The following is a 13,345-nucleotide window of genomic DNA, read 5'->3' as shown; positions in this document are numbered from 1 at the left end:
GGCTCTACTACGCTGATTTCATCAGCTTTTACAGCCCAACTCAACTGTGCGGAGGTGGGACGACGAAATCGAATTCTAACGAATTACCGATTTCTGTCCCACTCTCTTTAGTTCACGTATAATTCTTGATTTTTTAGGATAATTTCACGAACCGAGGCATATTTTTTAAGTGTTTTCAGTTCTTCCGGATGGCTTATAAAAGTGATGACGCTACCTTCCTTACCCATGCGACCGGTTCGGCCAGAGCGATGGGTGTAGGTTTCTAAATCGCGCGGAAGCTCATAATTGACGACGCATTCTAGCGAGTCAATATCTATGCCACGAGCAACCAAGTCAGTGGCTAGCAAGAGAGTAATCTGATGTTCCTTGAACTTATCCAGGATAACCTTGCGGAACTTAACGTTGACGTCGCTAGCCAGAGAAACTGCATTGGCTTCACGATATTGGAGTTTTTCCTCAGCGCTTCCTAGGTCAGACAGAGCATTGAAAAAGACTAGCCCACGGAAATCTGCAACATTAGATAACTTACGGAGTAACTCTACCTTATCACGTTTTTCGACTTGTATGTAAAAATGCTGGATGTTATCCAAAACTTGGTCGTCAATGTTGATTGCTAAGGTATTTTCAGCAATCTTATTGTGGTCAAACTTAGCGGTTGCGCTCATATATACCAGCTGGTGGCTTCGAGGCGCATAGCGAGTGATTTTATCGACAAAGTGATATTGAGAATCACTGAGCAATTGATCAAATTCATCAAGAATAATTGTTTCGATGTTCATCATCTTAATTTTCTTGAGTTTAACCAATTCAAAAATACGTCCTGGTGTACCGATGATAATTTCTGGTCCTTTTTTGAGACGCTCAATCTGCCGTTTCTGACTAGAGCCTGAAATGAAGAGTTGAGCTGTAAGTCCTAAAGGCTCTGCCCAAATCTTGCAGACCTCAAAAATTTGACCAGCTAGTTCTGTATTGGGCGCTAAAATTAGCAGTTGCTGAGCTTTTTTAGGTTGGAGCTTGAGCAAGCTGGGAAAGAGATAAGCTAGTGTTTTCCCTGTACCAGTTGGGCTAATTCCCAAGACAGTATCTCCGTTAGAAATTGGTTCAAAAATCTTTTCTTGGATAGTTGTGAAGGTGGTAAATCCGAGTTCTTCTAATGTATTCTTCCAAGGATTAGGAAAGTGTTTTTTATCATCATCAACCTCAAATCTAATGCCAGCATCCTGACGCATGGCAAATAAGTTTTCGTGGACATTCTTAGCTGTATCGAGCCATTTCTCATAAAGAAGTCGATTCTTGCTAGATAAAATATGGGCAAATGCTTGTGCTTCCTCTAGCATAGGATGTTGTGCAGGCTGGATTGGTAGAATAGTTTCCTCACCATCAAGGCTACAAAAAACAGCAGATTTGATAGATTCAATGCTGTTTAAAGTCAAGGTTCCTTGGTCTGTATAAATCTCAGAAGGTAGATGGCTGTTGATGTTTTTTCCAGTGAGAATGCCAACTTGAAAGTTAGGATAGATCAAGCTTCCATGGCCATTTAAGTCTATCGTATTTTCTAATTGATATGCCTTATAAGTAGTAGCTTTTGGAGTACCAAAAAGAGTATGAGCTGCATAAATCGGATAGATACCTAGATCCATCAAAGCACCACCAGAAAACCTTGCTGAAAAGACATTAGGCTCTTCTCCTGATAGCAAAGCTTTCATTTTAGAAGAATATTTAGCAAATGTGAAGTAGGCTCCCCAAATTGTTTTGTCTGCTAGAAATTGACGGATAGAATCAAAGGCTACTTCATGATAGTTACGAGCAGCTTCGAAAATAAAAACATTGTGTTTGATAGAAAGATCTATCAGTTCTTGCCATTGTTCTGGTCGTGACACAGCGGGTTTTTCAATGATAGCATTTTTTCCAGCTAGAATCGTTTGCTTGGCATGTTGGAAATGCAAGGAATTAGGGCTTGCAATATAGACAATATCAAGTGGACTATCAAGAAATGCTGCTAAATCTGTGTATAGTTTCACATCTTGATATGGCTTAGCAAATGTTTGTGCAGATGTTAAACTGCGAGACAAGACTGCTTGTAACTGATAAGAACCACTGAGCTTAGCGGCCTTGATAAACTCATGGGAAATCTGTCCTGTTCCAATAATACCTAATTTTAACATGCTTCCCTCCTTTAAAAATCTCTCTATTTTTTACTGATTAGCCCTTTCATTATACCATGATTTGGTGTAAAATAGATAAGATTAAAAATATTGGAGCAAGAAATGCAAAACAGACCTATTATTATTGGAGTTACCGGAGGATCTGGTGGTGGGAAAACCAGTGTTTCAAGAGCGATTTTGTCCAATTTCCCAAATGAAAAGATCGCTATGATTGAGCACGATTCTTACTATAAGGATCAGTCCCACCTGACTTTTGAAGAACGGATTAAAACAAATTATGATCACCCGTTTGCTTTTGATACAGACTTGATGATTGAGCAGATCAAAGAACTTTTAGCTGGCCGTCCAGTAGATATTCCAACATATGATTATACAGAGCACACTCGCAGTAATACAACTTATCGTCAAGAGCCACAAGACGTCTTTATCGTAGAAGGTATTTTGGTCTTAGAAGATCAGCGTTTGCGTGATTTGATGGATATCAAGATTTTTGTGGACACGGATGATGATGTTCGGATTATCCGTCGTATTAAGCGTGATATGGAAGAGCGTGGTCGTAGTCTAGATAGTGTCATTGAGCAATATTTAGGTGTAGTAAAGCCCATGTATCATCAATTTATTGAGCCAACTAAGCGCTATGCTGATGTCATCATTCCTGAGGGTGCTTCAAACAAAGTTGCCATTGACCTAATCACTACTAAGATCGAAAAAATCTTAGAAGAAGCTAGAAATTAATGAGGAGGAAGTCTAGTAAGTAGCTAGACTTTTAGCGTTCAAATGAGAAATATTGTAAAAAGAGAATTTCATTCTCGATCGAAATTTTTTGCATGTTTACTAACTTTTTGCGCAGGATTTGTAGATGCTTATACATTTATTGAGCGAGGAGGCACTTTAGTTGCAGGACAGACTGGAAATGTTGTATTTTTATCTGTTGAGTTGATTGATCATGAAACAAGAGAAATAGAGGTCAAATTAGCTACGATGCTCGCTTTTATGCTAGGGATTTTCTTGATGACCATTTTTCAAAAGCACTTTGAGAAATCTTGGTGGCGTTTATCAAGCATTGCTCCTTTGATCTTAGTTTGTACATTGGTCGGCTTTTTACCAGTAAGTGTCTCAAACCTTTATATTGTCCCTCCGCTGGGATTTTGTATGGGCTTAGTAGCGACAACTTTTGGAGAAGTGGATGGTATCGCCTATAATAACTCCTTTATGACTGGCAATATAAAAAAAACGATGGTTGCTTTTGGGACATATGTCCGGTCCAAGCAAGATTCTTATTTACAAGAAGGTTTGTTTTTCATTGCGTTACTAGGTAGCTTTGTGACAGGCGCTATTGTTTCGACTTATTTAATTCAATTTTGGATGTTACAAACGATTTGGTTAGTTGCTTTGATTTTGAGTGCTTTTCTTATATTTAGAATGACACAATACTTGCATAGAACTTAAGGCTTACTGAAAAATTTGAGGTGATTTAAGAGGGAGAGATAATGTTTCAAAAAATGATCTGTCTTTATCTTTTGCTAAGTAACATAATAGCCTATATCCTTTATGCCCGAGATAAGAAAAAAGCAATCAAAAAGCAATTTCGGACATCTGAAAGTTTGCTATTAACTGTAACCCTACTAGGAGGAGGCTTTGGAGCCTATCTAGCAGCGAAGCAGTTTCATCATAAAACGAAAAAATGGTATTTTAAATTAGCTTGGTTATTTGGGATCATGATAGCATTATTCTTAGCATGGTGTAGCCTATATTAACAAATTAAAAAGGGGATATTGCAACGTCATTATCCTCTTTATGATATAATTAAAGAAAATAAGGAGGAATGATGATGACAGAGATTACGGATATGGATAAGGCGTCAAAAAAAATAGATTCCGACATACAAATACAGGGAAAAATAGTAGGAGACCTTTTGTTTGCTAGTGGACAAATCCCGCATTATTCAAAAACAGGTGAAATTGTTGGGGCAATGGTCGAAGAGCAGATTAAACAAGTGCTTTCTAATATCAGTGCTTTTTTAGAAGAAGCTGGGACTAACTTTGATCATGTTGTTAAAGCCACCTGTTCCTTTAGCAATGAGGGGGATTTTGCCGCTTTTAGTGAGTTTTATCAACCCTTTTTCTCCAAGTTATTTCCTAATCGATTTACTGTAGAAGTTGCTCACTTACCGAAGAATGTCAAGATTGAGATTGAAGTTGTTGTGAAACTCACTCGATAATCATCTAGTAGAAGGAGGGGGACGATGCTAGAAAAACAAATTCATTTGGTGATTGTTACAGGTATGAGTGGTGCTGGAAAAACAGTTGCCATTCAATCTTTCGAGGATTTGGGATATTTTACGATCGATAATATCCCGCCAACTCTGGTACCAAAATTTCTGAAGTTACTAGAAACGGCAAAAGATATTGATAAACTTGCTTTAGTCGTAGATATGCGTAGCCGTTCCTTTTTTGCAGAGATTCAAAATGTTTTGGATCAGGTTGAAAATAATGAAGAAATTGACTTTAAGATTCTCTTTTTGGATGCAGCAGATAAAGAATTGGTAGCGCGCTACAAAGAAACTCGCAGAAGTCATCCTTTGGCAGCAGATGGTCGTATTTTAGATGGTATTAAGCTAGAGCGTGAGTTGCTTGCGCCACTAAAAAATCTAAGCCAAAATGTTGTAGATACAACAGAATTAACACCACGGGAACTTCGCAAGACAATCTCAGATCAATTTTCTGATCAGCATGACCAGCAATCATTTCGAATTGAGGTGATGAGTTTTGGTTTTAAATATGGTTTGCCACTTGATGCCGATCTTGTTTTTGATGTACGATTTTTACCAAACCCATATTATCAAGTAGAACTGAGAAATCAAACCGGTCTTGATCAGCCTGTGTTTGACTATGTCATGAATCATCCCGAATCAGAAGAATTTTATCAACACTTACTAGGGTTGATTGAGCCCATATTACCAGGCTACCAAAAGGAAGGCAAATCTGTTTTAACGATCGCAGTAGGTTGTACAGGTGGGCAGCATAGAAGTGTTGCTTTCGCCAAACGTTTGTCAGATGATTTGTCTAAGAATTGGTTGGTTAATAATAGTCACCGAGATAAAGACCGCAGAAAGGAGACGGTAAATCGTTCATGAGAAAGCCTAAAATAGCTGTTATCGGCGGTGGGACAGGAATTTCTGTCATTTTGGATAGTTTACGCAAAAAAGATGTTGATATTTCAGCAATCGTAACAGTTGCTGATGATGGAGGTAGTTCAGGTGAATTGCGAAAAAATATGCAACTAACACCTCCTGGGGATCTTCGAAATGTCCTTGTTGCCTTATCTGATATGCCAAAGTTTTATGAACGTGTTTTTCAGTATCGCTTTGCAGATGAAGATGGTCCCTTAGCAGGTCATCCTCTGGGGAATCTCATTATTGCAGGAATTTCAGAAATGCAGGGTTCGACCTACAACGCCATGCAAATTCTGACAAAATTTTTCCATACAACTGGAAAAATTTATCCATCTAGCGATCGTCCATTGACTCTCCATGCTGTTTTTACAGATGGTGCTGAGGTGATTGGTGAGAGTCACATTGCAGGGTACAAGGGGATGATTGATCATGTTTATGTCACGAATACCTATGATGATCAGAAACCTCAAGCTAGCCGTAAGGTTGTTCAGACAATCTTGGATAGCGACATGGTGGTATTGGGTCCTGGATCTTTGTTTACCTCTATTTTACCAAACCTGGTTATTGAGGAAATTGGACATGCACTTCTTGAGACAGAAGCGCAAATTGCTTACGTCTGCAATATCATGACTCAAAGGGGAGAAACAGAGCATTTTACTGATGCTAATCACGTGGAAGTTTTACACCGTCATCTAGGGGAGAAGTTTATCGATACGGTACTCGTTAATATTGAAAATGTTCCTCAAGAATATATGAATAGCAATCAATTTGATGAATATTTAGTACAGGTTGAACATGACTTTAAAGGCCTTCAAGCACAAGTTCCACGAGTTATTTCTTCGAATTTTCTACGTTTGGAAAATGGCGGAGCTTTCCATGACGGTAATCTAGTAGTTGATGAATTGATGAAAAACATACAGGTACGAAAATGAGCTTCACAGTAAAAGTAAAAGAAGAACTGCTAGGACTCGATATAAAGAGCAAGAATGAACTAGCGGCAATAATGAAAATGTCTGGGAATCTAGGGATTTCTGCTCAAGGATTAACTTTGTCCATCACTACCGAGAATGCTAAGATTGCTCGCCATATTTACGAGTTATTGCTAACTTTTTATGAGGTTAAGTCTGACATCCGCCACCATCAGAAGACTAATTTACGAAAAAATCGTGTATATACTGTTTTTTAGATGAGAAGGTAGAAAATATTTTGTCTGACTTGCATTTGGCAGACTCATTTTTTGGAATTCAAGAAGGGATCGATGATGCGATTCTGGCAGATGATGAAGCAGGAAGAGAATACCTACGTGGTGCTTTTTTATCGCATGGCAGTATGCGTGATCCTGAATCTGGAAAATATCAGCTTGAAATTGTGTCAGTCTATTTGGACCATGCTCAAGGTTTAGCCAGTTTAATGCAACGATTTTTATTAGATGCAAAAGTAATAGAGCGCAAAAAAGGCTCAGTGACCTATCTTCAAAGGGCTGAGGATATCATGGACTTTTTGATTGTGATTGGTGCCATGGGAGCTATGGCGGATTTTGAAGCTGTAAAAATTTTACGAGAGACTCGAAATGACCTTAATCGAGCAAATAATGCGGAGACAGCTAATATAGCTCGCACGGTGACTGCTAGCATGAAGACCATCAATAACATTGTGAAAATTATGGAAACGATCGGTTTAGAGAATTTACCTGTTGATTTGCAAGAAGTAGCCCACCTCCGCATCAACCATCCTGATTATTCAATTCAGCAGTTGGCAGATAACCTTAGTAATCCCTTGACTAAGAGTGGTGTGAATCATCGTCTGCGCAAGATCAATAAGATTGCTGATGATTTATAATGGATTGGAAACGACTTTTCTGATTTCTTCGTAATCATTTGACTATTTGTTATGATTCCGTATAGCAATGTTATCTTTTTGTTACAAATGTAATAAGGAATTAGGGTACAATAGACGTATTATGATAAAAAACAGGTAAGATTTATCTATTTTCCTGTAACTGAAAAGGAATGAAATGAAAAAAATAATAAAACGTAGTGTATTAGCTCTCTTTGTTTTAGTGATTGGTTTAATCATTTTTCTAGTACCATCATCCATTCAACCTTCAGAAACATTAAAAAATGTAGAAGCAACTACAAGCTTAGCTAGTATGGTCGAGTCAGGTTTGCAAAACGCTGCCTTAGGAAACAATGGTCTTAATACGGAGCTTACGATTGATAATAAACAGTTTAATCAGCTTTTGAAGTCTTTCGTGTCCGAAAATCAGAACCAAACGATGCTAGAAAGTGCCTATAGTTTAGAAGGGGATAAACTGAGACTTCAGTTGCCTGTTACTATTTTAGGTATAGGTAGTAAGTTAGATTTGCGTTTTTATATTGCTTATGATAACAATACGCTACGTTTTGATATTGCTAGTGCTCGTTTAGGAAATCTCCCAGTGCCAAAATCAATTGTAGCATCTATGTTACAGGAGAAACTCAAGACACAATCAAGCAATCTAGCAGTAGAGCAACAGACTATTTTAGTTGCTTTGCCCGAATCCCAGTTTAAAATTACAGGCCTCACTGTGCAGAATAATACTGCGAAAGTTAAACTCACGATGAGTGTCACAGGTCTTTTAGGTCAATAATTAGCTTACCAAAAAGAAGAAAGCGTGCTTATCTTTCTTGCATGATACAGAGAGAGTGGGACAGAAATCGGTAATTCGTTAGAATTCGATTTCGTCGTCCCACCTCCGCACAGTTGAGTAGGGCTGTAAAAGCTGATGAAATCAGCGTAGTAGAGCCCACTCAACCACTGCGTCTTGCTCGACAATCCAAAGACAATTGAGAGGCTAGGACTTTTGTCCCAGCCTCTTTGTTGATAACACGATCATATCACTTATCATATTAAAAAGAGTGATAAAAAAGTCTCTATAGAATTGTGGTTAAAAGAATGGTTAAGTAAGGAAAACACTCTTTTGAGTGCCAAATGATTCGTGTAAATTATGACTCCTTTTTATAATTTGTGATATAATAAACAAGAATGGATTAGAATCAGAAAATATTACATCATAAGGAGCAAGAAATGTTATATGAATTTTGTGCTGAAAATGTGACCTTGCTTGAAAAGGCTATGCAGGCAGGTGCTCGTCGCATTGAATTGTGTGATAATTTGACAGTTGGCGGAACGACACCTAGCTATGGCGTTATTCAAGCTGCAGTTGAGATGGCCAAGTCCTATGACACAACTGTTATGACCATGATTCGACCACGAGGCGGAGACTTCGTGTATAGTGATCTTGAAGTGTCGATTATGCTGGAAGATCTAAAAAAAGCTCGTGAAGCAGGAAGTCAAGGTCTCGTCTACGGTTTGCTGACTAAAGAAAATGAGCTAGACAAAGCAAACCTAGAACGTTTGTTAGCGGCATCGCAAGGATTAGAAATAGTCTTTCACATGGCTTTTGATGCCATTCCAAAAGATAAGCAATTTGCAACTTTAGATTGGCTGGCTGAGCATGGTGTTAAGCGGATTTTGACGCATGGAGGATCTGCTTCTGAGACAATTCAAGAACATTTTGGATGGTTGAAAGAACTGGTGGACTACGCTGGTGATCGAATCGAAATCTTACCAGGTGGCGGAATTACAACAGAAAATCGCAATGAAATTGTAGAAAAGCTGGGTGTCAACCAGCTCCATGGTACAAAAGTTGTATTTTAGGAGGACAGGAGAGGGGCAAGTGCTCCTTTCCTTTTTATAGGGATGTTTGAATTATTTGAAAAATATAAAGCAAATACAGAGAAGTTAGTAAAATATGGTTTTTCCAAAGAGGAAAGCTCATATGTTCTGTCACGACAGATTCTATCTGGAGAATTTCGGATGGATATCAGTGTACAGCAATCACAACTTGACTTTCATCTATATGATCTTGAAACAGGAGACGAATATAGGCAAGTACATATGGAAAGTATGACAGGAGATTTCGTAGGAATGGTCCGTGAAGCTTGCCTGGAAATTTTATTGGATATTCGGCGTCATTGTTTTGACGAAGTTGGCTTTTTATACGAGCAGAGCCAACGTCTGGTGACATATGTGGCGGATACCTATAAAGGAAGTTTGGAGTATCTATGGGCAAAGCATTCTAGAAAAAGCTCTACGCAGGCTGCTGTCTTTAGACATGACGGTAGTAAGAAATGGTATGGAGCATTTATGACGACGGATTGGTCGAAATTTGATAGTAAACGCGAAGGAAAGATAGAAGTCCTTAATGTAAAGAGCAATGATGTGGCTAAATTGACTCAACAAAAAGGGATCTACCCTGCCTTTCATATGAATAAAAAATATTGGCTAAGTTTACCTTTGGATGATACTTTGACAGATCAGGAGCTCTTTTCTCTTTTGGATACGAGTTTTCAGTTGACAAAGAAAAAATAAATGACTGAGAGAGATTTTCAGTCTTTTTCTCTGTTAAAAATGACGAAATAGTGTATAATGATAATATTTGAATTTGGAAAGAAGAAAAAGTTTTATGAGGTTATTAAGACAGCTACTCTGGTTTTTTAAATTAGAAAAATGGCCCTATATCGTTGGTATAGTGGCTTTATCTTTGGTCAGCTTGTTAAATTTGCTACCTCCACGTATAATTGGACAAGTCATCGATCGGATTGCTAGCCAAAAATTAAGCAATTCAGAGTTGGCATACCAGCTTTTAATTTTAGTACTATCGGCTTTTGCTATGTATGCTCTACGCTTTGTTTGGCGCAAATATATCTTGGGGACGGCCAATCGTTTAGGAAGTATATTGCGTTATCGCTTGTTTGAGCATTTTACTCGCATGTCACCTTCTTTTTACCAGACTTATCGAACGGGTGATCTGATGGCTCATGCAACAAATGATATTAATGCGGTTGTAGGTGTGGCTGGCGGTGGTGTCCTGTCAGCAGTTGATGCCTCTATTACAGCTTTTGTAACCATTGTGACCATGTTTTTTATCCTAGACTGGCGCCTGACTTTGATTGCTATTGTACCTCTACCGTTTATGGCTTGGGGAACGAGTCTGATCGGTCAAAAAAATCATGAAAGCTTCAAGAATGCGCAAGAAGCTTTTTCTGACTTAAATAATAAAGTACAAGAAAGCGTCTCAGGAATTAAAGTCACAAAATCTTTTGGCTATCAAGATGCTGAAACAGATTCTTTTCGGGCAATCAATCAGGATGTATTTGAAAAAAATCTTATTGCTGCCAAATATAATGCTCTTTTTGACCCGATGGTCCTAATTTTTGTGGGGCTATCATACCTTTTAACCTTGATTTTTGGTGGTATTTTTATTAGCCAAGGTGAGTTTACAGTAGGGGAGTTAGTGACTTTCATTACCTATTTGGATATGTTGGTTTGGCCTCTACAAGCTATGGGCTACCTCTTTAATATTAGTCAGCGTGGTGCTGTCTCGTACGATCGTATTGAAAAACTTTTATCACAGAAAAATGATGTGGAAGAATCTGAGCATCCACTTCCTAAAATAGAAAACGGTCGTTTAGATTATGCTATTGAATATTTTTCCTATACAGAGATACCAACTTTAAGCAATATTTACTTCTCTTTGGAGAAGGGACAAACCCTTGGAGTTGTTGGAGTGACAGGTTCGGGAAAAACCACCTTGTTACGTCTTTTATTACGAGAGCAGGATATTCAAAAAGGCGCTATTTCTCTAAATTCTCAGAATATCAAACATTATCGGCTCAAGGATTTGCGTAGCTTGATTGGATATGTTCCACAAGACCAGATGTTATTTGCGATGTCTATTCGAGATAATATCTGCTTTGGAAATCCAGAGTTATCTGATGAAGCGGTGGTGGCTGTTACCAAGTTGTGTGGTATTTATGAAGATATTATGCGAATGCCTGATGGCTTTGATACCTTGATTGGAGAGCGTGGCTTGTCTCTATCTGGTGGACAAAAACAGCGCTTAGCTATGTGTCGAGCCCTGATCTTGAATCCTGATATTTTGATTTTGGATGACTCTCTGTCAGCAGTTGATGCTAAGACTGAGCATCTTATCTTAGAAAATCTGAAGCAAGAACGTTCTGGCAAAACTACAATGATTACAGCGCATCGTTTGTCTGCTGTTGTGCATGCTGATTTAATTTTGGTATTAGAAAATGGCCGTATTAAAGAGCAAGGAACACATCAGGAACTCTTAGCTCAGAATGGATGGTATGCTACCACTTACCAAAATCAACAGTTAGCTGAAAGTTTAGAGGAGGAGATTTGAGATGAAGAAACAATCAATTTTTAATCGCCTGCTTTCTTATATGATGCGCTATAAATGGATAACGTTGTTGGCTTTTGTTTTTGTATTTCTAACGACTTTAGTTACGACAGCTTTGCCGCTTTTAGCTAGAAGTTATATTGACCGATTTATTAGTACTGGTCACGCTGTAGCTGGCTTTTATCTGCTCGTGATTTATTATGCCTTATTTTTGTTGTGCGTGTTATTGACATTTTTAGGCCAATACTCCTTTGCAAAAGTAGCACATAGTGTTGTTCGTGATTTACGTCAAGAAGCATTTGCTAATATTCAAAAATTGCGAATGACCTATTTTGATCAAACACCAGCTGGTGCAATCGTTTCTCGTTTGACCAACGACACACAAGCTGTAGCAGATATGTTTAGCAGCATTTTCTCTAGTTTTTTAAGTTCGATATTTATTTTGGTTGTAACTTCAGTCACCATGTTTACTTTGAATTGGCAACTGGCTGTCTTCATTCTCATGTTTTTGCCTATTATACTGGGAACAATCATGCTTTATCAAAGATTGTCGACTAATTTACTCAAGCAAGTTAGAAGTAGATTGAGTGATTTGAACGTCAAATTGTCTGAGTCGATTGAAGGCATGCGCATTATCCAGGCGTTTAGTCAAGAAGAGAGATTGACGACAGAATTTGAAAAAATTAATCAGCAACATTTAGATTATACGAATCGCTATTTAGATGTTAACAGTCTTCTCTTGCGTCCTGCTATGTCTCTTTTAAAAATTCTGGCTTATGGAGTTATCTTGTCCTATTTTGGCTTGACTTGGCAGGTGGCTGGAATTACAGCTGGGGTCATGTACGCTTTTATTCAGTATGCTAATCAGCTTTTTAATCCCTTGATTGAGGTCATGCAAAATTACTCTGTTCTTCAAACCTCTATGGTAGCAGCAGAGCGAGTGTTTGCAGTCATTGATCAAAAAGATTATGAGCCTGAGCAGAGAGAACACCCCTTACAAATCAAAAAAGGAATGATTGAATTTAAACATGTCAGCTTTTCCTATGATGGGAAAAGAGAGATCTTAAAAGATATTTCCTTTCAAGTTAATCAAGGGGAAACAATTGCCTTTGTTGGAGCAACTGGATCCGGAAAATCTTCTATCATTAATTTATTCTTGAGATTTTATGAGTTTGATAGAGGGAAAGTGCTGATTGATGGTCATGATATTAAAGATTATAGTCAAGCAGAATTACGTCGCAATATTGGTCTAGTGTTACAAGAGCCTTTCTTGTACCACGGGACGATTGCTTCTAACATTCAGATGTACCAAGAGGATTTGACACACAATGATATAGAAGAAGCAGCTAAATTTGTGGATGCTCATGACTTTATTTGTCAGCTTCCGCTAGGTTATGATGCGCCAGTAACAGAGAGAGGAGCAGCCTTTTCTAGTGGACAACGTCAGCTCATTGCTTTTGCTAGAACAGTAGCAACTAAACCTAAAATTTTAATCATGGATGAGGCTACTGCTAATATTGATTCTGAAACAGAGGAGCTAATCCAAGCATCTCTGAGAAAAATGCGTCAAGGTCGGACAACTATTGCGATTGCTCATCGTTTGTCAACCATCCAAGATGCAGATTGTATTTATGTTTTGGAGAAGGGACGAATCATCGAATCTGGAAGTCATGATGAGTTACTTGCTCAAAATGGAGTCTATAAAAAAATGTATCAACTACAAGCTGGTATGATGGAAAAAGCTTAGGAAGATATGGT

The 13,345-nt window shown here is 38.2% G+C and carries 12 protein-coding genes and 2 pseudogenes; 12 read left to right on the top strand and 2 right to left on the bottom strand.

The genetic code is table 11. The features are described from left to right. Nucleotides 1-107: 107 nt before the first annotated feature. Together HMPREF9182_RS10865 and HMPREF9182_RS10860 are read right to left on the bottom strand one after the other, a co-directional pair. Nucleotides 108-1,229 carry a DEAD/DEAH box helicase gene (locus HMPREF9182_RS10865; RefSeq protein ID WP_050792374.1) on the bottom strand — a complete coding sequence of 374 codons (1,122 nt, stop codon included), beginning with the start codon at nt 1,227-1,229 and terminating at the stop codon, nt 108-110. 600 nt (nt 1,230-1,829) lie between these two features. Beyond that, nucleotides 1,830-2,165, bottom strand: a pseudogene (locus tag HMPREF9182_RS10860) (Gfo/Idh/MocA family protein); the annotation flags it as partial. Nucleotides 2,166-2,267: 102 nt separating this feature from the next. On the opposite strand from HMPREF9182_RS10860, the gene udk reads away from it, so the two are divergent. From udk to HMPREF9182_RS01295, 12 genes and pseudogenes are all read left to right on the top strand, one after another. Then, on the top strand, nt 2,268-2,900 hold the full coding sequence (gene udk / locus HMPREF9182_RS01350; RefSeq protein ID WP_009754763.1) for a uridine kinase: 633 nt from the start codon (nt 2,268-2,270) through the stop codon (nt 2,898-2,900). 42 nt (nt 2,901-2,942) lie between these two features. Next, entirely contained in the window at nt 2,943-3,614 is a 672-nt protein-coding gene (locus HMPREF9182_RS01345; protein ID WP_009754532.1) for a YoaK family protein, read from the top strand. 41 nt (nt 3,615-3,655) lie between these two features. Beyond that, nucleotides 3,656-3,922: a DUF1294 domain-containing protein gene (locus HMPREF9182_RS01340; protein WP_009443482.1), complete on the top strand. Its 267-nt coding sequence runs from the start codon at nt 3,656-3,658 to the stop codon at nt 3,920-3,922. Between the two features lie 74 nt (nt 3,923-3,996). Next, nucleotides 3,997-4,386 carry a Rid family detoxifying hydrolase gene (locus HMPREF9182_RS01335; protein WP_037602918.1) on the top strand — a complete coding sequence of 130 codons (390 nt, stop codon included), beginning with the start codon at nt 3,997-3,999 and terminating at the stop codon, nt 4,384-4,386. 24 nt (nt 4,387-4,410) lie between these two features. Beyond that, on the top strand, nt 4,411-5,301 hold the full coding sequence (gene rapZ / locus HMPREF9182_RS01330) for an RNase adapter RapZ (RefSeq protein WP_009443232.1): 891 nt from the start codon (nt 4,411-4,413) through the stop codon (nt 5,299-5,301). Continuing rightward, a complete protein-coding gene (locus HMPREF9182_RS01325) occupies nt 5,298-6,272 on the top strand; it encodes a YvcK family protein (RefSeq protein WP_009443469.1) in 975 nt (324 codons plus the stop codon). The genes rapZ and HMPREF9182_RS01325 overlap by 4 nt, the downstream gene beginning before the upstream one ends. After that, nucleotides 6,269-7,179, top strand: a pseudogene (gene whiA, locus HMPREF9182_RS01320) (DNA-binding protein WhiA). Before HMPREF9182_RS01325 ends, whiA begins: the two are co-directional and overlap by 4 nt. A 175-nt stretch (nt 7,180-7,354) precedes the next feature. Next, complete coding sequence (locus HMPREF9182_RS01315) at nt 7,355-7,969, top strand: hypothetical protein (RefSeq protein ID WP_009443418.1); 615 nt, start codon at nt 7,355-7,357, stop codon at nt 7,967-7,969. Between the two features lie 437 nt (nt 7,970-8,406). Next, entirely contained in the window at nt 8,407-9,039 is a 633-nt protein-coding gene (locus tag HMPREF9182_RS01310; RefSeq protein WP_009443101.1) for a copper homeostasis protein CutC, read from the top strand. Between the two features lie 42 nt (nt 9,040-9,081). Continuing rightward, nucleotides 9,082-9,753: an MmcQ/YjbR family DNA-binding protein gene (locus HMPREF9182_RS01305; protein ID WP_009754477.1), complete on the top strand. Its 672-nt coding sequence runs from the start codon at nt 9,082-9,084 to the stop codon at nt 9,751-9,753. A gap of 94 nt (nt 9,754-9,847) precedes the next feature. Continuing rightward, nucleotides 9,848-11,590 carry an ABC transporter ATP-binding protein gene (locus HMPREF9182_RS01300; protein ID WP_009755018.1) on the top strand — a complete coding sequence of 581 codons (1,743 nt, stop codon included), beginning with the start codon at nt 9,848-9,850 and terminating at the stop codon, nt 11,588-11,590. Between the two features lies 1 nt (nt 11,591). After that, nucleotides 11,592-13,334, top strand: coding sequence for an ABC transporter ATP-binding protein (locus HMPREF9182_RS01295; RefSeq protein WP_009443923.1), 1,743 nt, complete (start codon nt 11,592-11,594; stop codon nt 13,332-13,334). Nucleotides 13,335-13,345 lie beyond the last annotated feature (11 nt).

The sequence above is a fragment of the Streptococcus sp. oral taxon 056 str. F0418 genome (assembly GCF_000220065.1).
Lineage (GTDB): Bacteria > Bacillota > Bacilli > Lactobacillales > Streptococcaceae > Streptococcus.
The sequence above is the reverse complement of the archived record's forward strand: the minus strand, read 5'-3'. Positions and strand labels throughout refer to the sequence as shown.

Excerpts from the sequence above, each read along its gene's own strand:
- HMPREF9182_RS01295 (WP_009443923.1), top strand. The coding sequence starts at position 11,592 with ATGAAGAAACAATCAATTTTTAATCGCCTGCTTTCTTATATGATGCGC.
- HMPREF9182_RS01310 (WP_009443101.1), top strand. The coding sequence starts at position 8,407 with ATGTTATATGAATTTTGTGCTGAAAATGTGACCTTGCTTGAAAAGGCT.
- HMPREF9182_RS10865 (WP_050792374.1), bottom strand. The coding sequence starts at position 1,229 with ATGCGTCAGGATGCTGGCATTAGATTTGAGGTTGATGATGATAAAAAA.
- HMPREF9182_RS01300 (WP_009755018.1), top strand. The coding sequence starts at position 9,848 with ATGAGGTTATTAAGACAGCTACTCTGGTTTTTTAAATTAGAAAAATGG.
- HMPREF9182_RS01340 (WP_009443482.1), top strand. The coding sequence starts at position 3,656 with ATGTTTCAAAAAATGATCTGTCTTTATCTTTTGCTAAGTAACATAATA.
- HMPREF9182_RS01305 (WP_009754477.1), top strand. The coding sequence starts at position 9,082 with ATGTTTGAATTATTTGAAAAATATAAAGCAAATACAGAGAAGTTAGTA.
- HMPREF9182_RS01325 (WP_009443469.1), top strand. The coding sequence starts at position 5,298 with ATGAGAAAGCCTAAAATAGCTGTTATCGGCGGTGGGACAGGAATTTCT.
- HMPREF9182_RS01345 (WP_009754532.1), top strand. The coding sequence starts at position 2,943 with ATGAGAAATATTGTAAAAAGAGAATTTCATTCTCGATCGAAATTTTTT.
- rapZ (WP_009443232.1), top strand. The coding sequence starts at position 4,411 with ATGCTAGAAAAACAAATTCATTTGGTGATTGTTACAGGTATGAGTGGT.
- HMPREF9182_RS01315 (WP_009443418.1), top strand. The coding sequence starts at position 7,355 with ATGAAAAAAATAATAAAACGTAGTGTATTAGCTCTCTTTGTTTTAGTG.
- udk (WP_009754763.1), top strand. The coding sequence starts at position 2,268 with ATGCAAAACAGACCTATTATTATTGGAGTTACCGGAGGATCTGGTGGT.
- HMPREF9182_RS01335 (WP_037602918.1), top strand. The coding sequence starts at position 3,997 with ATGACAGAGATTACGGATATGGATAAGGCGTCAAAAAAAATAGATTCC.